The organism is Nostoc sp. FACHB-190 (assembly GCF_014696905.1).
Taxonomy (GTDB): domain Bacteria; phylum Cyanobacteriota; class Cyanobacteriia; order Cyanobacteriales; family Nostocaceae; genus Nostoc_B.
In genome coordinates this window covers 562188-588086 of record NZ_JACJQW010000001.1, presented here as the reverse complement: position 1 = coordinate 588086, position 25899 = coordinate 562188, and the positions used below count along the sequence as shown (strand labels likewise).

Annotated in this window: 12 protein-coding genes; 5 read left to right on the top strand and 7 right to left on the bottom strand. The window is 41.0% G+C overall.

The genetic code is table 11. The features are described 5' to 3' along the window. Positions 1-10: 10 nt before the first annotated feature. Together H6G28_RS02610 and H6G28_RS02605 are read right to left on the bottom strand one after the other, a co-directional pair. On the bottom strand, positions 11-5674 hold the full coding sequence (locus tag H6G28_RS02610; RefSeq protein WP_190668773.1) for a trifunctional serine/threonine-protein kinase/ATP-binding protein/sensor histidine kinase: 5664 nt from the start codon (positions 5672-5674) through the stop codon (positions 11-13). Between the two features lie 524 nt (positions 5675-6198). Beyond that, entirely contained in the window at positions 6199-6591 is a 393-nt protein-coding gene (locus H6G28_RS02605) for an MAPEG family protein (protein WP_190587976.1), read from the bottom strand. Positions 6592-6782: 191 nt separating this feature from the next. Here H6G28_RS02605 and H6G28_RS02600 point away from each other — a divergent pair, with 191 nt between their 5' ends. After that, positions 6783-7184 (top strand): nuclease A inhibitor family protein, encoded by a 402-nt coding sequence (locus H6G28_RS02600; protein ID WP_190587977.1) that lies wholly within the window; start codon positions 6783-6785, stop codon positions 7182-7184. A gap of 368 nt (positions 7185-7552) precedes the next feature. On the opposite strand, the gene H6G28_RS02595 is transcribed toward H6G28_RS02600, so the two are convergent. Then, positions 7553-8407, bottom strand: a complete 855-nt coding sequence (locus H6G28_RS02595) for a DNA/RNA non-specific endonuclease (RefSeq protein WP_190668771.1) — start codon at positions 8405-8407, stop codon at positions 7553-7555. A gap of 774 nt (positions 8408-9181) precedes the next feature. Beyond that, the gene (locus H6G28_RS02590) at positions 9182-13018 is read right to left on the bottom strand and encodes an ATP-binding protein (protein ID WP_190668769.1); all 3837 of its coding nucleotides are present in this window, start codon (positions 13016-13018) and stop codon (positions 9182-9184) included. 742 nt (positions 13019-13760) lie between these two features. Here H6G28_RS02590 and H6G28_RS02580 point away from each other — a divergent pair. Continuing rightward, the gene (locus H6G28_RS02580) at positions 13761-13997 is read left to right on the top strand and encodes a hypothetical protein (RefSeq protein ID WP_190587980.1); all 237 of its coding nucleotides are present in this window, start codon (positions 13761-13763) and stop codon (positions 13995-13997) included. A 146-nt stretch (positions 13998-14143) separates the two neighbouring features. On the opposite strand, the gene H6G28_RS02575 is transcribed toward H6G28_RS02580, so the two are convergent. After that, on the bottom strand, positions 14144-17914 hold the full coding sequence (locus tag H6G28_RS02575; RefSeq protein WP_190668768.1) for a hydantoinase B/oxoprolinase family protein: 3771 nt from the start codon (positions 17912-17914) through the stop codon (positions 14144-14146). 103 nt (positions 17915-18017) lie between these two features. Between H6G28_RS02575 and H6G28_RS02570 the strand changes: the two genes are divergently transcribed. Then, positions 18018-18932, top strand: coding sequence for a bestrophin family protein (locus tag H6G28_RS02570; protein WP_190587982.1), 915 nt, complete (start codon positions 18018-18020; stop codon positions 18930-18932). 11 nt (positions 18933-18943) lie between these two features. Here H6G28_RS02570 and H6G28_RS02565 read toward each other — a convergent pair whose 3' ends face one another. After that, positions 18944-19789 (bottom strand): M28 family peptidase, encoded by an 846-nt coding sequence (locus H6G28_RS02565; RefSeq protein ID WP_190668766.1) that lies wholly within the window; start codon positions 19787-19789, stop codon positions 18944-18946. A 332-nt stretch (positions 19790-20121) separates the two neighbouring features. Here H6G28_RS02565 and dnaK point away from each other — a divergent pair, with 332 nt between their 5' ends. Beyond that, positions 20122-22218 carry a molecular chaperone DnaK gene (gene dnaK / locus H6G28_RS02560; protein WP_190668763.1) on the top strand — a complete coding sequence of 699 codons (2097 nt, stop codon included), beginning with the start codon at positions 20122-20124 and terminating at the stop codon, positions 22216-22218. A gap of 154 nt (positions 22219-22372) precedes the next feature. After that, entirely contained in the window at positions 22373-23365 is a 993-nt protein-coding gene (locus H6G28_RS02555; protein ID WP_190587985.1) for a DnaJ C-terminal domain-containing protein, read from the top strand. 38 nt (positions 23366-23403) lie between these two features. Here H6G28_RS02555 and H6G28_RS02550 read toward each other — a convergent pair whose 3' ends face one another. After that, positions 23404-25767 carry a heavy metal translocating P-type ATPase gene (locus H6G28_RS02550; RefSeq protein ID WP_190668760.1) on the bottom strand — a complete coding sequence of 788 codons (2364 nt, stop codon included), beginning with the start codon at positions 25765-25767 and terminating at the stop codon, positions 23404-23406. Between the last annotated feature and the right edge of the window lie 132 nt (positions 25768-25899).

The window sequence follows — 25899 nt, the reverse complement described above, 5'->3', positions numbered from 1 at the left end:
GTCAGTCACTTTACTGCTTAATTGGTATTTCAATCACAAACTCAGTTCCTTGGCCGGGGGTAGAATCGCAAATTAACTGACCCTTATGTTTATCTACAATCACCTGATAACTGATAGATAATCCCAACCCTGTACCACTACCAACAGGTTTTGTAGTAAAAAATGGGTCAAAGATTTTCTTCTTAACTGCTTCAGTCATCCCACAACCATTATCAGCAATGCGGACTTGCAAAGTATTTGAATCTTTTAGAGCAGTATAAATATGAATTTGGGGTTTCTTAATATTAGCTCTTGAATCATTTACAGCATCGATCGCATTACTCAAAATATTCATAAATACCTGATTCAGTTGACCAGCATAACAACTGATTTCAGGTATTTTTGCATATTCTTTAATAACTTCTATTTCCAAAGCATCACTTTTTGCTTTAAGTCTGTGCTGTAAAATCATCAAGGTGTTATCAATACCTTCATGAACATCAACAGTCTTCATTTCTGCCTCATCCAAGCGTGAGAAGTTACGCAAACCTAAAACTATATTGCGAATACGAGAACTACCCACTTCCATAGAATCCAGAATTTTTAGCAAATCTTCAGATAAGAACTCCACATCAATTTCTGCGACTTTTGCTGTTAATATATCAGAAGGATGAGAACATTCTTGCTGATAAATATTTACTAAATCTAGCAAATCTTTGACATATTCACTAGCATGAGCAATATTGCCATGAATAAAGTTAATTGGGTTATTAATTTCATGAGCAATTCCCGCTACCATTTGACCCAATGAAGACATTTTTTCGCTTTGAATTAATTGGGTTTGTGTGCGTTGTAGTTCTTGCAATGCTTCTTGCAGATGTTGATTTTTATTGTTTAGTTCTTGGGTTCTAGCTTCTACTTTTACTTCTAAGCTATGGTTATATTCCTCTAAGTTTTGATTTGCCTGGGCTAGATTATTGTAGAGTATGGCATTTTCTAAGGAAATAGCCGCTTGAGTAGTTAGCAGTTTTAAAACTTCAATGCGATCGCGGGTGAAGGCTCCGGTAGTTAGACTATTCTCCAGGTAAAGAATACCCAGCAATTTACCTTGATTTATAATCGGGATGCACAAGAGACTTTTAGGCTTCTGACTGATAATGTAGCGGTCTTCTGCTAAGAAATCAACAGTCTTTGCATCATCAACTACAAATACTTCTTTGATGCGGTTAACATATTTAATCAAAGTAATCGGAATATCATTACTAGACCCCGCATAAATTGATGGTAATTCTGTAGAAATAGCTGCAAAATTCTCACTAGAACTGAGAGCTACGACCCTTAATTCTGAGTTATGATTTCCACTTAAAATCAAAGCAGATTTAGATGCTCCGGCATTTTCCATCACAACTTGCATTAATTTAGACAGCAGTTGATCCATCTCAATTTCTCCAGAGAGTGTTTGAGAAGCCTTGATCACAGAAGCTAAATCTAGTGATTCCGAAATACTTGTTTTAGAACCAAAGAAGGTTGGATAATTACTTTGCGTTGATAGAGATTGATAAGTAGGAATCGTGATTCTGTCAGCTACTTGAAAACTCAATTTTTCTTGCTGAAGTATGGGCATAAGTAATTGAGGATAGCGTGTTGCCAAATCATCAACTTTTGCCTTTGCTCCCCAACGAACATAGCAATAATAAGCATCAGTGAGATAGGTTTGAGCGATTTTCTCTTTGCCCCATTCTAAATAGAATCTAGCTGCTAATTCATTAGCCAGAGCTTCTTCATTGATGTACTCGTTTTGTTTAGCAAGGGAAATAGCACGATCATAAGATTCGATCGCTTCGAGATATTTACCTGTAACGCGATGTTTTTCTGCCTCCACTAAATAAAATTTATGTAGGTAATTCATCGGGGTATGATGCGCCCAATTCTGCATTTTTTCCTGATTAGCTCTGATTCTATCCAGTAAAGAATTTTGTTCTATTGTGAGAATCTCATCATAAGTATCAAGTCGCACTAGCGAATCATAAAAATAGAAAAGAGGCATAACTAAATTGCCAATTCCACTATCTAAATAATGTTCTGCCAACTCCAAGTTTTCAATCGCTTGGGTAAAAGATCGAAAGAGATAGCAGAGATATGCTTTATTAAAGTGTAAATATAAAAGTCCTACCCTATCTTGAGCTTGCTGATGAATTATTAGCATTTCATCCTCATTGTAAGCTTCACCAATCAAACAAGTTGCTTTTTCTTGAATCTGTAACAAATTTAAAACTGTTTGGCGATAAATATTATGCCATTTCAGTATTGTTTCTTGTTTGATTTGAGATATGGCATCACTATATTTTGACATGTCAGATGCTAATTCATTCAATTCTTTGCCTGTGAAATACGAAGAATATGAATGGCAATAAATACAGTAGGCTGCGAATTCTAGATCCCCTGTTTGTAAGCCAACTGAATAACCTTCTAATAAAGGATTAATTATAATTTTAGTATGTTTTTTCCAATGGGCTATAGTGGCATAAAAGACTTGAATTACTTTGGATTTTAATTCTTCAGCACTAAACTTATCGATTAGGTTTACAGCTAGATTCCCAAACTCATAGCCAGAGTCAATATCTCTCATGATTCCACTCAGGATTAAGCCGTAAAGGACATAAGCATAAGCAGACAATTTAGCATTACCATATTTGAGAGATAACTCAACTTGTTTAATGACAATCATGATAAAAAGTTGAGGATATACTTGATATACCCAAGCAGATACCCCAGATAAAAGACGCATTATTACAAGTGATTCATCAGCTATCATCTCTGGTAATTCAATTAATTCTTCTATTGATTTACCATCAAGATTTGATTTTATTTCTGCTATTGCTAATTGAATGTCTGATGAATCAGGATTTTGTGGAAATTCGACACCTAATTGTCGTAAAACAGTGAGTGCAGTATTAACAGCTTCCAATGCTTTATTTTGTGCGCCGTAAGCTTGAATTTTGACTTCATAGACTTTTACTTGCTCTAGCAGAGTTTTAGCTTGTGCTAATACCACATTAATTAATTGCTCCATCTGCTCAAATTCACCAGCTAGGTATGCTGCTTCTGCTGCGGTTTCATACAAAGCTAACGAAAGTTCATATTGTGTTTGCCAGCTATCAGATGAGAGGAGTGAGATTCCTGTTGTTAAATACTTAATTGCTGCTGCATAAGCTGTTGAGCTTAAAGCTTTACGTCCAGCCAAAAAATTCATTTGAGCTAGTTCATTACGCTGTTCCTGCTCGGTAATTAGTTCTAACGCAATATTAAATTGATTGACAATCTGAAAAATTTTATCTTCGCGCTCTGCTACTGGGATGCTATTAAAAAGTAACAGGCCAATTTTTAAATGAGTTTCCTGCTTTTGACTTTCCGAAATTAAAGAATAAGCAGCTTGTTGCACCCTATCGTGAATAAATTTGTATTTCGGAACTGCAAAACTATTGTTGAAAAGTTCTGGAGAGTTTGTAATTTCGGGATTTTCTGCTGATTTAGAATAAGTTTGAAACAACTTATAAACATCAGTTTGAGGTAAAATAATACCTTCATGTAAGGCTATCCATAAATCTGAGGCTGTGTCTACTACAGATTTTTCATTGACGATCGCCAGAGTTTTTAAGTCAAATTCATGTCCAATACAAGCTGCCATCTTTAATATATTCTGTGTCAATGATGGCAATTTTTCAATTTGCTGTGCCATAAAATCGACAACATCATCAGTCAGCACTAATGCCTGTATTGCTGCCAAATCATACTGCCAATGACCTAAATCAAAGTTAAATTTAATTATGCTATCTTGGTGCAGTGACTTCAAAAACTGAGTAGTAAAAAATGGATTACCTTTGGTTTTAGCAAACACCATTTGACCCAGAGCCATAGACATTGCTTGAGGGCAATGTAAAGTATCACTAATTAAGGTATTTAAGTGAGTTTGATGGAGAGGAGCTAGGGTAATCTGATTAATCTTTGCTCCTGCTTGCTCAATTTGTTGCAACGTTAAGCAAAAGGGATGTGCTGGATAAACTTCGTTATCACGATATGCACCAATTAATAAAAAGTTTCCTTCTGTTGGGATAACTTTCTGGTCAGTATCATCTTCCCAAACTTCTTCCTCAAATACAGGGTTCCATAAATTATTTTTGAGTTCAGGCGTAACTACATTAGATTCTTTATTACTGGTTGGAGTTTGACTCATTAAAAGTTGGATAAACTTCAAAGAAGCTGAGTCTGCCCATTGTAAATCATCCAAGAAAATCACTAAAGGATGTTCTTTAATGCTGAATACTTGGACAAATCTTTGAAATAACAAATTAAATCGATTCTGAGCAGCAGTTCCAGAAAGTTCTGTAACGGCTGGCTGTTGACCAATAATTTGTTCTAGAGCCGGAATTACATCGATAATTACCTGGGCTTGTTCACCTAATACTGCCAGAATTTTGTCTTTCCATCGGCGAATTTGACTATCAGTTTCTACTAAGATTTGTCCTATCAAATCTTGAAAAGCTTGGACTAATGCTGATAAGGGAACATCTCGTTGGAATTGATCAAATTTACCTTTGATGAAATAACTATGCTGTCTAGCAATTGGTTTATGTACTTCATTGACTACGGCGGTTTTACCAATTCCAGAAAAACCAGCGACGAGAATCATTTCTGTAGTACCTTTAGCAACTCGCTCAAAGGCTGCAAGTAAGGTAGCAACTTCTTTCTCACGTCCATAGAGTTTTTCGGGGATGAGAAAACGGTCAGAAACATCTTTAGTTGCTAACTCAAAGGTGGCTATATTACCGCTTGTTTGCCATTGCTGATAGCAAAGTTCTAAGTCATACTTGAGTCCGTACGCACTTTGATAGCGGTCTTCAGCATTTTTAGCCATTAATTTGTTGATAATGGCTGATAAAATTGGCGGATGATTGGGATTAATTTGATGTAAGCTTGGTGGTTGTTTCGCAATATGGGCGTGAACCAACTCCATCGCTTCAGTGTTGTTGAAGGGTAACTGTCCGGTGAGAAGTTCAAAAAAGGTGACACCTAAAGAGTAAAAATCACTGCGGTAATCAATCCCACGGTTCATTCTACCTGTTTGTTCAGGAGAGATATAAGCTAGTGTTCCTTCTAGTACGTTGGGGTTTGTCAGGTATTGAACTTCTCTTGGTAGGAGGGTAGCAATACTGAAGTCAATAACTTTGATTTCTAAAGTCTGGGGATGAATCAGTATATTTGCGGGTTTAATGTCTTTATGAATGATGCGATGACGATGTAAACCTTCTAAAATAGATGCGATCGCAATAGCAATAGGAAAAAATTCTTGTAGGGTAATCCCAAACTCTTGTGTAGCCTTATTATATCTGCCCCAATCTTTGAGCGATAGGCCGCCAAAGTCCTCCATGATTAAGGCATAGCGATTGCGATAGTTCTCTAAACAAAGATGCTTGATTATTCCTGGTAAATTGAGATCCTTCGTGATTGTATATTGATTCCGAAATTGAGCAATTTCACTGAAGGTAGGATATTCATTTCGGATCAGTTTAATTACTACTGGTTGTTTGTTTTGTTCTTGAATTCCTCGATAAACTAGGGTCTTGCTACCAGAATAGATTTGTTCTAAAATTCGATAACCAGCCAAAGAGAACACTTTATCAGATAATGCTAACATCGCAGTTATAGTCGAAGTATTTTAACTGCGCTTAGTATTCCCTTAAATTTGCCTTGTTTAACATCAAAATAATTTTTAACAATTATACTGTTATTCTCTTTTCTCCAATATTTTAGGTTTCATCTAACGATATTATGAAAATATTTATCAAGTACGAAGCTGTGTAAAGCTCTGTGAGAAACACCTTAATCTAAGGAGACTTTATTTAATCTCTTATCTGATTTTCCTGGAAGGTGGGAACTAAAACTATTTTATAAATTCAGCGCAAGTATCAGACAGGCTATCATATCAGTTTGAACCAGTATTCATATTTGATTATTACAAAAATTCAGTATCTTTAAGGTGAGCATTCACTAATATATTGTAGGTTAATCGAGATTTTTACTGAAAATGCCCACCCTACTTATCCAGTACTTACGCAAAAATTCCCGAAAAGCTTAATTTATCAAACCGCCAAGCCGCCAAGAACGCCAAGAAATCGTAGAGTCTGCGTAAGTCCTAATTATCTCAAGCTCTACAGTATTTTATGGCTTCACCAAAGCGAGAATGATACCAATTAACGAACCTAAAAGCAGCACCATTCCACTCATAGTAGTAATGGCAAAACCAATCATTCGTTTTTCTGCGGCCTGATAGTATCCCCAAGCGTAGACAATACGGCCTATGAGCCAAATAGCACCAATTACTGCCCCCCATAATGGGTTGATGTAAACAGAAAACAACCATAAGCCAGGGAGAAATAAAATAGTTTGTTCTAGAGTATTTTGCTGAACTCTTAGTACTCTTTCAAAATTGGGGTCGCCTGTCATTTGGGGAGGCATAACTTTATATTTTGCCCTAGCTCGACCGACATTAATTGTGATAACTGAGTACAGCAGTAATGTTAAAGCAGTGATCAGACTAGTCCAAGGTGACATATTCAAATCCTCATCGCTCATCAAAGTATAATTCTTACCTATGCTTTAGGAACAGCCGCCGGGAAACTCAATATGTTGATATAAAAATTGAGCGATCGCACCAGTTCTTAGAATAGTGTTAAAATTTGAGAAAAATTTTATAGATATGTTTTAATTTCTAAGGTTTAATTTATTTTTACTTGCCCAAGTATATGACTAATCATGTTATGCAGAAGCTCCAGCAAAATTCTCATAGTTTGCTGATGATGAGTGAATCAGAATCTCCCTTTGAAGTGTTTTTTTGGTCTGGAGAAGGTCAAGAGAGTTTAACTAATCAAAAACTTCTTCAGCTAACAAATCATCCCGCAGAAACGCCCATAGAAATAGTAGAACTAGATTATTTTTTTCGTAACTTAGCTGAAGAAAAAGAATGGCACGATGAAATTCAAAGACAAGATGTACAGAAATTTAAATCCTTAGTTCAAACACTCAAGGAAAATCTCTCAGATATCAAAGTTTATCGTTTAGGGAGGATAGATATTGATGTCTATATTTTTGGTAAAACTCCTGCTGGTGATTTAGCAGGAATTTCGACAAAAGTTATTGAAACCTAATCTAGTACAACAAGGCAAAAGTAAAAAGGCAAAAGGAAAAAGAAAGAATAACGATACCACAAGCCTTTTAGCAATTCCAGATAGTCTGTTTATTTACGCCGACCTGTACTAGGTATAACTCGTAGAGTTGAACAAATTTCGCCAATGGTAAAAACCAAAATCATTATGTAGAGACGTTACATCTAACGTCTCTACTCCACTAATATACTTCCGTTTTTTTGCGTAAGTCCTATAACTATAGGACTCATAGTTGATTTGGGAAAAAAATCAGTACACCCAGCGCAGGCTTCTTTCCTACTCCCTACTCCCCATTCCCTGCTCCCTGCTTACACAACTAGATTCAGGAATCAAACCCTATTCCTATATTTTTATAAATTATCTACTCTAGCCTCAATCGTACTTTGAATAGAGGTAGAAACTTGAGAAAGGAAATCGTACCCAGTTCTTGATTCCAAAGTATCAACACTAACTCTGTAACTTCTCCAATTTGCATTTCTGACACCTTGTACATTGGGTATATCAACAGCAATTACCCTAGTAGCATTAGTTACGCCACTAACTCCTAAACCTGGTCTGTCTAAAACTACAATAACTTTCCAAGTTCTGGCGGGAACCGTGACGCGACCATTATCAATAGTAGTGCGACTACCGTTTGATCCTGTTCCACCAGTGCCGTAACCGCCAGAAATAATGTAAAGTTCTTTACCTTGAGCCACTAAACTTCTAGAATAATCTTCCAAATTTGCCCAGACACCCTGATTATTATCAGGAGCTTGAGGAATGATATTTGTCATTAAGAAGGTAGCAGAATTATTGGCAATTGTATTAGTTCTATCAGCAGAAGGAGCCATGTGTCCTCTGTCAAAGCCGCTACCTGTGTAACTAGTAGTAGTAACTCGATAACACCCAGAAGGTAAGGTAGTATCTGCACGGAAATCATCTTGGCGTGGCGCACTTCCTAACCATGATGAGTTTAATTGCCAACTTACCCAATTTGGGATTCCTTTGGCACAGTTATGTGAGGTTGCATACTGGGATTTAACTAATAATAAGTTATTGCTTACAATACCATTATTTGTTGCGCTGCTTGGGTTTCCCATTGTTAAATGAACATTTGTTGAGCTTTGCGCTGTTAGAGGTTTTTGGACAGCATTCAACAAAGTGAAAACTAATGCTGGTAAAGCAATAGGTAGAAGAAGTTTGGCAAATTTAGACTTTTTCATTTGTGGTTATTTTTTTAGGCAGAACAAAATGATTTCTGTAGTCAATACAGAAATAAAAGAAGAGTTAGCGACTGAAATATAAATCCGGTTTAATAAGGAGAGATGAAAAAACCGTAAACCGGACATTAATATTTGGTAATGATTAGTGCTAAATATAAGTACAATTTCTGAGCAGTAATTTCCGCAGGAGTAGGTTGTAAAAAGAATAAATCATACCAAGTTGCAATCAAAGATAGTAATTTGGGCTGGGAGTAGGGAGTAGGAATACTATTTCTGAACGCAACTTATACCAATTTGAAAGAAGAATGCGACAGATAGAAATCAGGAAAGTCTTACTGGAGCTAGATTTCTTAATTGCGTTAGCGAGGAACGAGCGTCGCGTCATTGCGAATTGGTATAAATTTCCAGGCTCATAGCCAAAGTCCACGCTTTATGGACTGTCAGACATTTTTGCTTGAGTCATCTGAATATGACTTGCGCTATGAGACTCGGAATTGATTCCGAGGTGGGACTCAACTAACATTTATTTGTGTGTTTACACCATAACGCGATGTGCAACTTATTCTTGAAACCCCTCTCCAAACCTCTCACGCCAGTCGCTACAACGGAGGGAACCTCCGCAACGCGCTGGCTCCCCGAAGCGGAGAGAGGCTTTGAATCTTGCTCCCCTTCCCTTGTAGGGAAGGGGTTGGGGGTTAGGTTTGAGAGAAAGTTGCACACGGCGTACCATAAGCCTTTTAACTCTTGCCTTCTTCCAGGAAATGAGGGGAGGTTTCAAGTTCTACCGACTAAGCTGGCGACTACTGTCACTAATTCAGCAGGTTTGATGGGTTTAGGTAGATGTAGTTGAAAACCTGCTTGAATAGCACGCATTCGGTCTTCGGCTCTGGCGTAGGCGGTGAGGGCGGCGGCGGGAATTTTACCGCCTTGTGCTGGAGGTTGCGATCGCAATTGGCGAATTAATGAATAGCCATCTTCACCGGGCATCCCAATATCACTAACTAACACATCTGGTTGCCACTGAGCAATCATTTGTAATGCTTCTGGGACTGAAGCAACGGTTTTTACTTGGGCTTGACATTGTTGCAATACTGTGGATATATAATCCCTGGTGTCGGCTTCATCATCTACAACTAGGACGCGCACACCAGCTAGGGAGGGAAACGCAGGTAAAATATCACTGTTAGCTTCAGTTAGGCTGACTGGTGCAGATATAGTTTCTTTATTGAGTAGTAAGGGTAATTTAACTGTAAAGGTTGTACCTTGTCCGTCTCCGGGGCTATCAACAGTGATCATACCACCGTGTAATTCTACTAGGTGACGCACAATTGCTAAACCTAACCCTAAGCCACCGTGCGCCCTGGTGCTGGAACTGTCGGCTTGACGGAAGCGATCGAATACGTAAGGGAGAAATTCGCCGTTAATCCCTATACCCGTGTCAATGATTTGAATTTGGGCGTAAGTGATAGATTCGGAATGATGAGCAACACTTCTGGTAAGTTGAATTTCAACTTTACCGCCTTGGGGTGTAAACTTAATAGCATTTGATAGCAAATTCCAGATAATTTGTTGTAAGCGATCGCTATCACCAGAAATTAAAAATGGTGCTTCTCCATAATTTGCCCACGCAAATTGCAACTCGATTTCTTTGGCTTGGGCGGCTAAAGTGACAGTTTCAATTGTCGATTCAATAATCGTGATTAAATTACAAGTAGCAACTTTTAGCTGTAACTTACCGCGAATCATCCGTGAGATATCAAGTAAGTCTTCAATCATTTGGGTTTGCATCTTGGCATTCCGCTCAATGGTTTCTAGCGCCTTACTGATTTGAGTTTCGTTGAGTTTGCGACTGCGTAATAATTGCGCCCAGCCGAGAATTGCATTGAGGGGCGATCGCAATTCATGGGAAAGTATAGCTAAAAACTCATCTTTCATCCGGTTGGCTTGCTGCAACTGCTCTGTTTGCTGCTGCAAGGAAGTAATTAAACTTGAGCGTTCCATTGCGATCGCAATTTGATCACAAATCGCCTGCATCATACTTCTTTGATTTTCGGTGAAGAAATTACGGCTGCAACTACCAAAAGAAAGAGTCCCGAACAACTTGTCTTGAGCAATTAAAGGGTAACTGTAGTAAGCCTGAATACCTAAAGAACGAATTAATGCTGTTTTGATATCAGTTGATTGTTGGACATTTTCAACATAAATGGGTTGGCGATATTGGGCTGTAGTACCGCAGACTGCTTGACCAAATTCTAACAACTCAATCTCTTTTGCTAGTTCCTCGCTAAAGCCTCGATAAGAAGCAAGACGCATGACCTGAGAATTATCTTCAACCAAGTAGTTAAGGTAAATATCTATACTAATTTGTTCTTGGAGTTGGCAGAAAACGCTATCAATGAGTGTGACTGGTTGCTGACTAGATAATAAGGCGCTGGCAGTACTAAATAGTAATTGCAGCCGTTGATTACCTACTGATAATGCTTTTTCGGCTTGCTTGAGTTTGGTAATATCTTGGAAGACGAAAATGCAGGTAGCTGGAAAACCGTGCATTGCTGGCAGTGTATCTGCAAAAATTAATAAAGAATATGTGCCTTGGCTGGTGTGCCAGTCTACTTCTATACCATTTAAACGTTCACCACGGGCAACACGTACCCCTGGCATTTGCTCATTGGGGATGCGATCCCCTGTGGCATCTGTATAATAATATGCTGTGTGATATTCTTCGGCTGGGATGCCTTGGGGAAATTCACCGCCTGCTAACTCATTGGCTGTGCGATTGGCAAATGTCACCCTTGCTGTTCCTGGTTCAATCAACAGCAATGGTCTGGGCATAAGATTTAACACATCTTCCAGCCATTTGCGTTGGTTTTGCTGTAATTCTTCAGCTTGCTTGCGACTAGTAATATCTAAAAATGCGCCAATACAACCTCTGCTGTTGCCTTCTTCATCAAACAATGGTGCAACATATTCTAATAAGTTAGTGACTCGGCCATCGTTATGAACCACATCCACTTCCAAATCCAAAACTTCTACACCATGTGCGGCTGCATACTGCATTGGTAGTTCTTCTGGCGATAATTCTCGACCTTCGCAGTAAACTTTAAATGTTTGGGGTCGTTCTGCGGTAGGCGCAGTCAGAGAAGCATTGATATCTGTGGAGATACCGAGTTGCTTGGCAAAACAAGGGTTAACGCGAATATTTCTACATTCACGATCTTCCGCAATCCCAATTCCTATCGGAATCACATCTAATAAGGTTTGCAGTTCGACTACTCGCCGTTGTAAATCTCGATTGAGTTGGAGAATTTGTTCTTGTGCTTGTTGGCGTTCGGTTAAGTCCAGAATAAAAGCTACCAATTCTTCCCTTGTTTCTCCCACGAGAACATAACCAACTAATACAGGTATGCGACGACCATCTTGGCGGAGATATGCTTTTTTGTATGGTGTACAAGCGCCATTGGTATTACTTTGGGCTTCGGCGATCGCTTGTGCATCTAAATCCAGGTACTCTGGTAAGATGATTTTGTCTTTGTTTAATTCACCCGCGAGTAAATCTGCGCGGGTATAGCCAACCATTCTCAAAAATTCGTCATTGGCTTGGTGAATGTTGCCATAAATATCACCCAACACAATTCCAATGATGTTCGCATCTACGAAACTTTTGAGTTTTTCTTCATAGACTCTAAGTGCTGTTTGCGTGTGTTCATGCTTGTACCACAGCCTTTCTACTAAAGCAGCACACTGCCAAATTAACAGAGCAAAAATAATAATCAAAACCAGTGCAAATATCGCTATGGCAAAAGCTGAATCATAATATCCGACTCGTTGACCTTGAACAATTAACCAGCCTAATAATAAAGGTACAGCGATCGCCGCTATTAATAAACGACGCGCCAACAAACCGCCATAACTTTCACTGGTAATGACGTGCATAAATCCTTGGTCAGTACTTGACCAGAGAATCCCGATACACAGCACACTAAACATTAATACTGTGTGCAATGCCATTGGTGTGCCATTCAAAAACAAACTGTAGAGAATTTTGATGTCGTAGGTGTAACCAATCAATGCTTCTAAAGAAATTACACCAGCTATCAAAGTCAAAATTTGAGCATACCAATAATGGCGTTCGCGTTTTGGATGGATTAAAATTTCTAACCCACAGCCCAAACAGAAAAAGTTAATGGCGGTATTAATTCCCATCCGTCCAGGATAAGCTGACACAGCAGGAGTTTGTGTATCTCGCAACAGCAGCTGATCAATGCCAAAATTCTCACCAAACAAATATTGAATGATTGTGAGTAAGCCAATAATTATAGGGATGAAACTCAATACTCTCATCAGCCAGAAATAAACTTGCTGTTTTTGCTTGGCTGGCTGATTTTGGTTGATTTGTAGCAGCCACAGCGACACACCTAATAAGATAAAACATAATGCTGTGTTCGCTTTCATGGTGAACAACCTAGGGTTGTTACCTATTTTGAGAAATTCAATGTTGAACATCCACCCAAGCAGCACAAAACTACCTGTGAAGGTGGCGATCGCTGCTGCAACCTTAACTACTTTTGAATTCCGTGCATTTTGCATTTGCAAGCGGTTTCTGTTTAACATTGATATTTTTACCGCATCTCTAACTAGAATAACTTGCTAAAATTTCGCTGCAACGTGCTTTTACATCTTGTATTGCTCGTCTCCGATATCATAATAAATGAACTCTTTTTCACCTGTATATAATAAAACTCTGAGTTGATTTTAGCGAAGCTGAAATTAACTGTGATTGTCTATAGTTCTTTTTTCCTTGCTAACATTTTTACAATATTCAGTCATTGCCTGTATTTATCTCTCACTAAAGTTTAGATTTTTCTGTCTTCTTCCGTAAGAGAGAGGACTCATTTATGTCTATTGTGAGATGATGCGATCGCTTGTTTATAAAAAAGCAACTTTCGGAATTCAAATAATATCCCAGCAAAATTAACTATCTTCAGCCAACGTCGATTTTTTGGCTGCTTGTACTAATTCTTCTTCAGTGCATTGATATAAATCCCGCAAACGAAATACTTGCCATACTTCCATTTTGGGTGTTGTTCTACCTTTCTCCCAGTTACGAATCGAAGATAAAGCGCAATCTAATTCAATAGCTACATCACTAATTCTTCATCCTGTACGGTGTCTTAATGCTCTTAGATCCATATTTTTGGGCGTTAAAATTTGTTGGCGCTAAAACTTGGCGCTAACAATTGACAATTGACAAACGATATGGTATTGAGATTCAATTTTTGTTGAAGAGGCGTTAGCATCCCCGCCAAGAGACTCGCTAACGCCCTTTACTAAACTCCTTATGGATAGATTAATCATGCCACAAAACAGCAATTACAAAGATTTCGTCTCAGAAACTCAGACCTACGCTTACAAAGAACGTTTAAATTCTTGGATTGTTGCGCGTTTATTTCCAGATATGCAACGGGTTACAGTTGCAAGATTTCGCAGTCGTTCCGATGCAGATGGTCATTTACAAAGCTTACGTAAACTCATTCCAGACGCTAATTTTGTGGTGGTGTTTGACTGTCCACGTCAGAAAGCAGTGATTTAAAGCAGAAGTGATTTAAGTAGGGTGCGTTATGGCTTCAGCCTAACGCACCGCCAGATGATGATGGTGCGTTAGGCGCTATATATTTTGTGATGAATGAGTTACACAATTTGCGCCTAACACACCCTACGAGAATTTTTATTTTTACTTTATAAATAATCTCTTATGAATGATTCAGTAAAACCATAACCACCACCGCCAGGAGTCTCAATCACAAACACATCATTAATATTCATTTCCACCACAGCTTTACTACCTAAATCCTCAACAGTTCCATCACACCGTTCAACATAATTTCGTCCGACTTCACCGCTTGCACCATCAGATAAACCAAAAGGCGCAACTATGCGGTGATTTGACAAAATTGCTGCGGTCATTGGTTCCAGAAAACGCAAGCGACGAGTGACACCATTACCGCCATGATGATGACCTTGACCACCACTATTTTCCCGAATAGCAAAATTTTCTAACACAATTGGGAAGCGCCATTCTAACACTTCGGGATCTGTGAGACGGGAATTAGTCATGTGGGTGTGAACTGCATCTGTCCCATCAAAATCTGCACCTGCACCAGAACCGCCGCAGATAGTTTCATAATATTGATAACGCTCATTCCCAAAAGTAAAATTATTCATCGTTCCTTGAGAAGCAGCGAGAATACCCAACGCACCATATAAAGCATCGGTAATAGCTTGGGAAGTTTCCACATTTCCCGCCACCACCGCCGCCGGATAAGCAGGATTTAACATACAACCTTCAGGAATGTGAATTTCTAAAGGTTTTAGACATCCAGCATTTAAGGGAATATCATCATTAACTAATGTGCGAAAAACATATAAAACTGCCGCTTTACAAACTGCGGCTGGGGCATTAAAGTTATTAGTTAACTGTTGGCTAGAAGTACCTGTAAAGTCAATTTTGGCGCTGCGGTTTTCTCTGCTAATTGTAATTGCGACTTGAATCACGCTGCCATTATCTAAGGCATAGCTAAAACTACCATCTTTCAAAACTTCAATCACACGTCTTACAGATTCTTCAGCATTATCCTGCACAAAATTCATGTAGGCTTGGACAGTTTCTAAGCCGTAGTGGTCTACCATTTTTAACAGTTCTTGTACACCACGTTCATTGGCGGCAATTTGGGCTTTTAAATCTGCTAAGTTTTGCAAAACATTGCGTGCGGGGTAAGGTTCACTGGTCAGCAAACTAACTAATTCAGCTTCTCGGAATTTACCTGCTGCAACTAACTGGAAATTATCAATTAATATGCCTTCTTCAATGACATTTGTACTATTTGGCGGCATTGAACCGGGAGTAATACCGCCAATATCTGCATGATGCCCCCGTGAAGCGACGTAGAATAATGGGCGTGGTTCGACTGCGCTCACCAACCGAGAGTGGGGGAAGACTGGGGTGATAACGGTAATGTCTGGTAGGTGAGTACCACCGTTGTAGGGGTTATTGGAAACAAAAACATCACCGGGTTTGATGGTGTCGCCATAGTTAGTAATTAAAGCTTGCACACTTTCACTCATCGAACCCAAGTGTACGGGGATGTGTGGTGCATTGGCGACTAATTGTCCAGCACCATCAAAAATTGCACAGGAGAAATCTAACCGTTCTTTGATGTTGACAGAGGAACTGGTATTTTGTAAGGTTATACCCATTTGTTCAGCGATCGCGCGAAACAAATTATTGAAAATCTCCAACATCACAGGATCTTTTTGTGTGCTGAGTGCTGAGTGCTGAGTGCTGAGTGTTTTTTGTGTTGTTTGTCGCGTCAGTACTAAGTGATTGCGTGCAGTTAACTCGGCTTGCCAATGGGGTTCAATCACATTTGTACCCGTCGCCTCGACAATAATGGCTGGCCCTGCTACACAATCTCCTGGCTGTAAATCTTGGCGTTGATACACTGGGGTAGTTTGCCATGACCCAGCAGTATACATTTGTATAGTTGCTATTGCTACAGTCTCTTTATTGTCCCTACGTGTAATTACAGCTTCCTCCAGTGCGTCATGCTTCTCCACCACCTCAACCGCCACCGCTTCCACAATCAACCGCTTCTCAGGCGCAATAAACCCGTAACGCTGACGATGCAACTCCTCAAACTGAGCCTGCATCATCACCACATCAGCAAAATCCACAATCAACGGTGCATCCGTCCCCTCATACTTGAGATGCACCTTGCGATAAATCTCCAAAAAGGGTGTAGGGGTGTCAGAGTGTAAGGGTGTAGCAGCCTCTCCTCCCTCCGCGCCCTCCGCGCCTTGGCGGTTCGTTTCCCCTACCGCCTCCGCCACCAACCCCACAAACTCTAACTCCACTTCTCCCAACACACCCTGATTCAAAACCGCTTCCACCGACTTCTCGCGGATGACTCGTACATCTGCCAAACCCATACCGTAAGCAGACAACACCCCCGCATAAGGATGGATAAATACCTGCTGCATCCCCAAAGCGTCGGCAATTAAACAAGCATGTTGCCCACCAGCGCCACCAAAACAACACAACGTATACTCCGACACATCATAACCACGCTGGAGAGAGATTTTTTTGATGGCATTCGCCATTTTATCAACTGCGATCGCTAAAAATCCTGTAGCGACTTCTTCCGGCGTTCTCCCATCTCCAATTTCCGCCGCCAATTGCTGAAACTTCTGCCTCACCACCTCTGCATCTAAGGGTAAATTGGCGTTCGCCCCAAACACCTTGGGGAAAAACTCTGGCTGTAACTTGCCCACCATCACATTGCAATCAGTCACCGTCAACGGCCCACCTTTAGAATAAGCCGCCGGGCCGGGATTTGCCCCTGCCGATTCCGGCCCCACCCGATACCGCGAACCATCAAACTGCACAATCGAACCACCGCCAGCCGCAACGGTATGAATTGCCATCATCGGTGTTCGCAGACGCACTCCCGCCACTTCGGTTTCAAAGGTGCGTTCATACTCGCCGTTGTAGTGCGCCACATCAGTAGATGTACCGCCCATATCAAAGCTGATAATCTTGTCAAATCCAGCTATACGGCTTGTTTGCACTGCCCCAACTATCCCGCCAGCCGGGCCAGATAAAATACTGTCTTTACCTTGGAAGTTTTCTGCATCCGCGAGTCCGCCGTTGGATTGCATGAACATTAGTTTGGGGGAGTGGGGGGATGATCCTTGTTGCTTGTTACTTATCTCGCCAGTTTCTGCTTCTTGATTCCCTAATGCCAATTGATGGGAGACTTGATTTACATATCGCCGCAAGATGGGGGATAAATAAGCATCGACAACCGTTGTATCACCCCGGCTGACTAATTTCATTAAAGGGCTGACTTGGTGAGAGACGGAAATTTGCGTAAATCCAATACTGTTGGCTAAAGCTGCAATTTCTTGTTCATGGGTGGTGTAGCGGTAGCCGTGCATGAACGCGATCGCACAACAGCGAATGCCATCATTGTATGCTGCTTGTAATTGTGGGCGAACTGCATCCAGATTTAACGGGATTAATTCTTCACCTTGGGCGCTGTAACGTTCCTCTACTTCAATGACTCTTTCGTAGAGCATTTCTGGCAAAATGATTTGACGGGCAAAAATATCGGGACGGTTTTGATAACCGATGCGTAAGGCATCCCCAAATCCTTGAGTAATCACTAAAACAGTGCGATCGCCTTTTCTTTCTAATAAAGCATTTGTCGCCACAGTTGTTCCCATTTTAATTGCCGCAATGCGATCGACTGGGATTGGTGCATCAGCCGCAATTCCTAAAATTTCTCTGATTCCTTGGACTGCTGCATCTGTATATTGTTCAGGATTTTCTGAAAGTAGCTTGTGAATTATTAACTGGCCATCAGGACGTTTTGCCACAATATCAGTGAAAGTTCCGCCTCTATCAATCCAAAACTCCCAACTTGCAGCCGATAATGATGCCCCATTCATTCTTTATTCCTTAAGATTTATTTTGCTACTTCTCAGGTATGATTTTTAAGTTATCAGATTATTTGCTTGATTTGTTACCTAGATGTTCCTTGAGGTAGACGGTATGACACTTGAGAAGATTCGCTGGTTTCAGATGGCTTTTCAGTTAAAAGGGTCAGTTGTCTCATCAATTTATCAACGGGTTTTGTGGTGTGGCTTGTTTGGATTTATTATATCTGTCCTGCATTATTTAGAATGGCCTGTATCCAAACCGATGATTGGCACGATTTTGCCGAGTTTGGTGTTAGGTTTATTGTTGGTTTTTCGGACAAATACTGCTTATGAACGTTTTTGGGAAGGCAGACGCTGTTGGGGAAATTTAGTTAATACTACCAGGAATTTAGCCAGACAAGTTTGGGTAACTATTAATGAAAAATCTCCTGAAGATAGAGAGAATAAAATTGCCACATTACGCCTAATTATCGCTTTTTCAGTAGCTACAAAATTGCATCTCCGGGGAGAACGAGAAAATCAAGAATTAAAACAATTAATGTCTAATGCTCGATATAACGAGTTATCTACTATCGAGAATTTGCCTTTAGAAGTAGCTTTTTGGATTAGCGATTATTTACAGGAACAGTACAATCGTGACTGTTTACATACATATCAATTAATTAATCTGCAAGAACTCTTAAATATACTTGTCGATAATTTAGGTTCTTGCGAACGTATTTTAAAAACACCAATGCCTTTAGCTTATGCAATTCATCTGAAGCAACTGTTACTTGTATATTGTTGCTTATTACCTTTGCAAGTAGTAGATACATTGGGCTGGTGGACAGGATTTATGGTGGCTGTTGTTAGCTTTACCGTATTTGGCGTTGAGGCGATTGGGTTGGAAATTGAAAATCCCTTTGGTTATGATGATAACGACCTCCCATTAGATGCCATTTGCAACACAATCAAACATAATATCGAAGACTTGATTACAACACAATCAAATGCGGCGCGATCACTACAAGATAGTATAGCTAATTGAAATAATTACAATTAACTTAACCGTCTAATTCCCTGTTCCAAACCTTGGCAAACACCAGTGAGAAAATTTAAATCTAAGGAAGCAATATTATCGCTGGGTTGATGATAATGGGGATTCCGTAAAAATGCCGTATCTGTCACCATAATGGCGGGATAGCCCAAATCCCAAAATGGTGCATGATCACTGAGTCTGGTTTGACGTACAATTAAGCCTCGGTTGGGTACTGGCAACCACTGGCTAGGTACACCCACTTTCCGAATACTCCGACTGAGGCTGATTAAATCGCGGATTGTTCGCAAATTGCCGATTAAAGCAATAAAATCACCTGTATTGGGGTAAAATTTCTCCAACGGACTAGGGTAACGCTGGGAACCTGGGATAAAGTTGCAATAACCCAGCATTTCCAAAGAAATCATTAACCGGAGTGGTTGCTGTTGTTGATGCAATAAAGCGGCATATTCCGCACTACCGAGTAAACCATATTCTTCCATATCAAACGCAACCAGTCGCAACGGATATTTAGCTGGTTCTGCGGCAAATTTCCGGGCTAATTCTAATAACACCGCCACTCCTGTCGCATTATCATCTGCCCCTGGGGTTCCTGGCACAGCGTCATAGTGCGCCCCCATCAAAATCGGGGGTAAATTTTGGTGCTTCCCTTCAGCAGATAAATTTAAAATCAGGTTATTACAACTTTTCCCATTCACTTTAAAGGTGTGGATTTCCACACTTCCCCATTGGGAAAATTGTTGACGAATATATTCTTGGACAAAGAAATGTCCTGCTGTTGCCAAGAAAGGATCACGTTCTCTTGCAATTTCAGAGAGATGGATTTGTAATTGCTCTTGTAAATTCAACGGAAGTATTAAGGATAAAGTATGAAGTTAACCCACCAATAATTAGTAGTTCTGCCAAAAATCAATTACAGAAGTGTGGATTTCCCAACTTAAAGCACTGATAAAGTAGAGTTTTTCCACTATGGAGATTTCCCGATGCTGGGACATACTTAGCGTCGTGAATGCTATCCTAGTCTTGCAACTAGCTCTTTAACCTTAAATTTATTCAGCTTTTGCCTCAATTGATTATTATACCATTGAGGTGTTTTCCACTAATAGCTTACTGCTATTGGTAGTCTTGGACAATCATAATAAATTAATAGATATAAGACGCACTAGGAGAAGAGTAACGCATGGGCAAGGTAGTCGGCATCGACTTGGGTACAACCAACTCAGTAGTCGCCGTGATGGAGGGTGGCAAGCCGGTGGTGATTGCCAATGCAGAAGGAATGCGAACAACACCCTCCGTAGTTGGTTTCAGCAAAGATGGCGAGAGAGTGGTTGGGCAAATGGCAAGGCGGCAAACCGTCCTCAACCCCCAGAATACTTTTTTTGCAGTTAAACGCTTTATTGGGCGGAAGTATGGCGAACTGAATCCCGAATCGAAACGTGTGCCGTACACCATCCGCAAAGACGACATCGGCAATATTAAAATTGCTTGTCCCCGTTTGAGTAAAGATTTTGCCCCCGAAGAAATTTCGGCAATGGTACTGAAAAAATTAGCCGATGATGCCAGCCGTTATTTAGGGGAACCCGTTACTGGGGCAGTCTTGACAGTTCCGGCTTATTTTAACGATTCTCAACGACAAGCCACCCGCGATGCTGGCAGAATTGCTGGTTTGGAAGTGTTGCGGATTCTCAATGAACCTACAGCCGCTTCTTTAGCTTATGGTTTAGATCGGGGTGATACCGAAACCATCTTAGTCTTTGACTTGGGTGGCGGAACTTTTGACGTATCGATTTTAGATGTTGGCGATGGGGTATTTGAAGTTAAATCAACCAGTGGTGATACACAACTGGGGGGTAATGACTTTGATAAAAAGATAGTTGATTGGTTAGCAGAACAATTTTTAGAGACGGAAGGTGTAGACTTAAGACGCGATCGCCAAGCTCTACAAAGGTTAATGGAAGCCGCCGAAAAAGCTAAAATCGAATTATCGGCGGTGAGCATTACCGATATTAACTTACCCTTCATCACCGCTACAGAGGACGGGCCAAAACACATCGAAACACGCCTGACTCGTTCTCAATTTGAAGCTTTGTGTAGTGATTTACTAGGACGTGTCCGCACTCCAGTCAAACGGGCATTAAAAGATGCAGGACTCAGGCCGGAAGACATCGAAGAAGTGGTGTTGGTGGGCGGTTCGACGCGAATGCCAATGGTGAAACAATTAGTCCGCGATTTAATTGGCATTGAACCCAACGAAAACGTTAACCCTGATGAAGTCGTCGCCGTGGGTGCAGCCATTCAAGCAGGTATCCTGGCTGGGGAACTGAAAGACTTGCTGTTGTTGGATGTCACACCTTTATCTTTGGGATTAGAAACCATTGGCGGCGTGATGAAAAAACTCATCCCCCGCAATACAACCATCCCCGTTCGCCGTTCTGATATCTTCTCCACTTCCGAAAATAATCAAAACACCGTGGAAATTCACGTAGTCCAAGGTGAGAGGGATATGGCAGGAGATAACAAATCTCTGGGACGGTTCAAGTTGTATGGCATTCCCCCAGCCCCGCGCGGTATTCCCCAAGTTCAGGTATCATTTGATATTGATGCCAACGGTATTTTACAGGTAACAGCTTTAGACCGGACGACAGGTAGAGAACAAAGTATTACCATTCAAGGTGCTTCTACCTTGACTGAATCGGAAATTAACCGGATGATTCAGGATGCACAAAAATACGCTGATGTTGACCGCGAACGCAAAGAACGTGTAGAAAAACGCACCCGTGCGGAAGCATTGATTTTACAATCAGAACGCCAACTGCGAGAAGTCGCCCTAGAATTTGGGATGCAATTTGCCCGCAGTCGTCGTCAACGCATTGATAATATTTGCCGCGAACTGAAAGAAAGTTTACAAGCCAACGACGATCGCGGTATTGATCAAACCTACGCCGATTTACAAGATGCCCTTTATGAATTGAACCGAGAAGTCCGTCAGTATTACGCTGAAGACGAAGACGACGACTTGTTAGGCACAATTAAAGAAATCTTCACGGGAGGCGGCGACAAAGAACGCGATCGCGAACCAGATTACTACCGCGATAGCTACCGCGATCGGGATTCCTACAACAGCCGCGACTACGGTAGGGACAATGGTAGAGATTACAGCCGAGATTATGGCAGAGATAGAGATAGCCGTTCTTCCGCCTACGACAGTCGCCCCACACGCCGCCCATCTCGCCCCAGCTATCAAGATAATTGGGATGATGAAGATGATTGGTTGTAGTACTCCCCCTCCTTTACTTGATTAAGAAACTTGATTCAAAATACGGATTTAGTCATTGGTGATAAGTATTAAGTAATTGGTAAATAGTATTACTAGTTACTTAAAAATTATTACCAACCTCTAAAATCTAAAATCTAAATTTAAATAACTGACTATGCAAAATTTGCAAAATTTCCGCGATTACTACGAGATTTTGGGAGTACCTAAAGATGCCTCTAATGAAGAAATTAAAAAGAATTATCGGCGACTAGCTAGACAATATCACCCTGATTTGAATCCAGGGAATAAGGCAGCCGAAGAAAAATTTAAAGATGTGAATGAAGCTTACGAAGTGCTTTCTGATACTGCTAAAAGAGCGCAATACGACCAGTTTAGCCGCTATTGGAAGCAACAAGGCTTTGCAGGCAAAAAAACACCAAAACCAAAAGCTTGGGGAGAAAAACCAAGCGATCGCACCAATGGTAATCAAGTCGACCCCAGTCAATTTGCCAACTTTGAAGACTTTATCAATCAAGTAGTTGGTGTTGGTAGTCGCCAAGACACCCGAAATGGCAGTAATACCAAAACCGATCCGTTTCGTTCGCCGAATAGCAAAGTTCAATACACAGTTCCTAAAAACCCCCCCAAACCAACACGGCGAGATATTGAAGCGCGATTAACCTTACCCTTAGAAAAGGCTTATCAAGGTGGTAACGAACGCATTCGTTTAGAAGATGGGCGATCGCTAGAAGTGACAATGCCTCCAGCTATGGTCACAGGCCAAAGCATTCGCCTGAAAAATCAAGGTATTGGCGGTGGCGATTTATACCTTAAAATTACCGTCGAGCCACATCCTTTGTTTAAACTAGAAGGCGCAAACATTTCCTGTCAAGTACCAGTCACTCCCAGCGAAGCGGTTTTAGGCGGATCTGTTGAAGCACCAACCCTCGACGGCCCCGTAAAAATGACCATCCCACCCGGAGTGAGGTCTGGTCAAAGATTCCGCTTGGCAAATAAAGGCTACCCTACCGATAACGGTAAACGCGGCGATCAATTGGTGGAAATTCAGATAGTTACACCGAAAAATATTAGCCCTGAAGAAAAAGAACTGTACGAAAAAATTCGACAAATTGAAACCTTTAAACCTCGTACTGATTTAATCAGTTAGGTGTTGATTTAATGACAGGACAAGGAAGATAAAATACCTTAGCCAATTACTTTGGCTCGAAAGTGCCGCAAACGCAGCGCATTAGTGACTACAGAAACTGAACTAAAAGCCATTGCTGCACCTGCAATGATGGGGTTGAGCAACCACCCAAATATCGGGAACAGGATTCCAGCAGCGATGGGAATACCCGCGACGTTGTAGATAAACGCAAAAAATAAATTTTGGCGGATATTACGCATAGTGGCGCGGCTGAGTTGAATTGCTGTGACTATACCTTGCAAATCACCAGAGATGAGGGTGATGTCACTAGCTGCGATCGCCACATCTGTACCTGTACCAATCGCAATTCCCACATCCGCTTGCGCCAAAGCCGGTGCATCATTAATCCCATCACCAACCATCGCTACAATTGAGTGCTGAGTTTTAAGTGCTGAGTGCTGAGTGCTGAGTGCTGAGTAATTCTCCCGTGTCTCCCTTATCCCCCATGTCTCCCTTGTCCCCCTCGTCTCCCTCCACCTTTCCCCTTGCAACAACTTAATTGCTTCTACCTTCTGCTCAGGACGAACTTCAGCTAAGACTCTAGTAATCCCAACTTCACGGGCAATACTTTCGGCAGTGTGGCGATTATCACCTGTGAGCATTACAACTTCTAAACCCAGTTTTTGCAAGGCTCGCACAGCTTGGGGAGAAGTCGGTTTTATCGCATCAGCAATCCCCATTAATCCTTGGATTTCACCATCTACTGCTAACCAAACTGCCGTTTTACCCAAGTATTCTAAGCGTTCTTGATTTGGTTGCAAATCTGCGGTGTTAATATCTAACTCTTTCATCCAGCGTTGTGTACCGATTTGCACCAGCCGATTTGCCACGATACCCTGTACACCACAACCAGCGATCGCAGCGAAATCTCGAACATCTATGAGGCTAACATCTTGAGATTGAGCATATCTCACCACTGCTTCGGCTAATGGGTGTTCGGAATTGCGTTCTACAGAGGCGGCTAGTTGTATTAACTGAATTTCGTTACTATTAGCCGTACCGTTAACTGTGACAAAATCTGTAACTGTGGGTTTACCTTGGGTAATTGTGCCAGTTTTATCTAAGACAATTGTTTGAATTTGGTGGGCTAATTCTAAACTTTCTGCACCTTTAATTAAAATGCCATTTTCTGCGCCTTTACCTGTGCCTACCATAATTGAAGTTGGTGTGGCTAAACCCAAGGCACAAGGACAAGCAATGATTAATACTCCAACTGTGGTAATCAATGCCAAAGAGATATTACCTGTGATGTTGAACCAAATAATAAAAGTGAGGATGGCGATCGCAATTACCGCCGGCACAAACCAGCCTGTAACTTGGTCTGCTAATCTTTGAATGGGTGCTTTTGAGCCTTGCGCCTGCTGTACTAATTGGACAATTTGCGCCAATACTGTATCTTTTCCTACTCTTGTGGCCCGAAATTGGAAACTACCAGTTTTGTTGATGGTTGCGCCAATCACTTCATCTCCTGGTTGCTTTTTCACAGGAATACTTTCACCAGTCACCATCGCTTCATCAACTGTAGATTTCCCATCAATCACTTCCCCATCAACCGGAATTTTCTCTCCAGGACGCACCAGCACCACATCACCAATCTGTACTTGTGCGATCGGTACATCTATTTCTCGTCCGTTGCGAATCAACCGCGCAGTTTTCGCCTGTAAACCAATCAACTTACGGATGGCTTCGGAAGTTTGTCCTTTGGCACGATTTTCAAACAGCCGTCCTAATAAAATCAAAGTAATCACAATCGCCGCAGTTTCATAATATACATCTGCCATCAATCCCTGAGTAATGAAAAAGCCGGGAAATATTGTAGCGAATAGGGAATAAAAATATGCTGCACTCGTACCCAACACGATTAAAGTATCCATTGTGGCAGTATGACGCTTGAACGCTTTCCCCGCATTGACATAAAAACTTTTACCACACCAAAACTGTACAGGAGTAGTCAGAACTAATTGCAGCCAAGGGTTATGCAACCATCCAGGAATGAAAGGTAGGTGCAATCCTGTCATCATTGGCAATGAGCCAATCACCAGTAAACTGCTAATTATCCCCCCTACTATGAGCTTTCGCTGCAAATCACGGGATGTTTGCTGGCGATGTCTTTTTTCTTCGTCATCTTCACCCGCCAGCAAATTTTGTTCTTGTAAAGGATAGGCAGAATAACCAGCCGCATCCACCGCATTTTGGATAGCTGGTAAATCTGTTTTTCTGGAATCATAATTAACTGTTGCCTGTTCTGCGCCAAAATTCACACTACATTCATTCACACCAGGGACAGCACTAATAGCATCTTCAATATTTTTGGCACAGGAGGCGCAACTCATCCCGCGCAGCTTCAATGTGGCATTTTCCATTTGACTCACCCCAATAGCTAACGACTATCTTCATCTTGAAGTCTCTAGCTAACTGGAGAGTCAAGGGGTTGTTGGCAGAATTTTTTGTAAGTGTGGGGTGATGTTATCCGCAGATGGATGCACCTACTCATA

Bases quoted from the DNA above. Each gene is read 5' to 3' on its own strand.
- H6G28_RS02610 (WP_190668773.1), bottom strand. From the start codon at position 5,674: ATGTTAGCATTATCTGATAAAGTGTTCTCTTTGGCTGGTTATCGAATT.
- H6G28_RS02605 (WP_190587976.1), bottom strand. From the start codon at position 6,591: ATGTCACCTTGGACTAGTCTGATCACTGCTTTAACATTACTGCTGTAC.
- H6G28_RS02600 (WP_190587977.1), top strand. From the start codon at position 6,783: ATGACTAATCATGTTATGCAGAAGCTCCAGCAAAATTCTCATAGTTTG.
- H6G28_RS02595 (WP_190668771.1), bottom strand. From the start codon at position 8,407: ATGAAAAAGTCTAAATTTGCCAAACTTCTTCTACCTATTGCTTTACCA.
- H6G28_RS02590 (WP_190668769.1), bottom strand. From the start codon at position 13,018: ATGTTAAACAGAAACCGCTTGCAAATGCAAAATGCACGGAATTCAAAA.
- H6G28_RS02580 (WP_190587980.1), top strand. From the start codon at position 13,761: ATGCCACAAAACAGCAATTACAAAGATTTCGTCTCAGAAACTCAGACC.
- H6G28_RS02575 (WP_190668768.1), bottom strand. From the start codon at position 17,914: ATGAATGGGGCATCATTATCGGCTGCAAGTTGGGAGTTTTGGATTGAT.
- H6G28_RS02570 (WP_190587982.1), top strand. From the start codon at position 18,018: ATGACACTTGAGAAGATTCGCTGGTTTCAGATGGCTTTTCAGTTAAAA.
- dnaK (WP_190668763.1), top strand. From the start codon at position 20,122: ATGGGCAAGGTAGTCGGCATCGACTTGGGTACAACCAACTCAGTAGTC.
- H6G28_RS02555 (WP_190587985.1), top strand. From the start codon at position 22,373: ATGCAAAATTTGCAAAATTTCCGCGATTACTACGAGATTTTGGGAGTA.
- H6G28_RS02550 (WP_190668760.1), bottom strand. From the start codon at position 25,767: ATGGAAAATGCCACATTGAAGCTGCGCGGGATGAGTTGCGCCTCCTGT.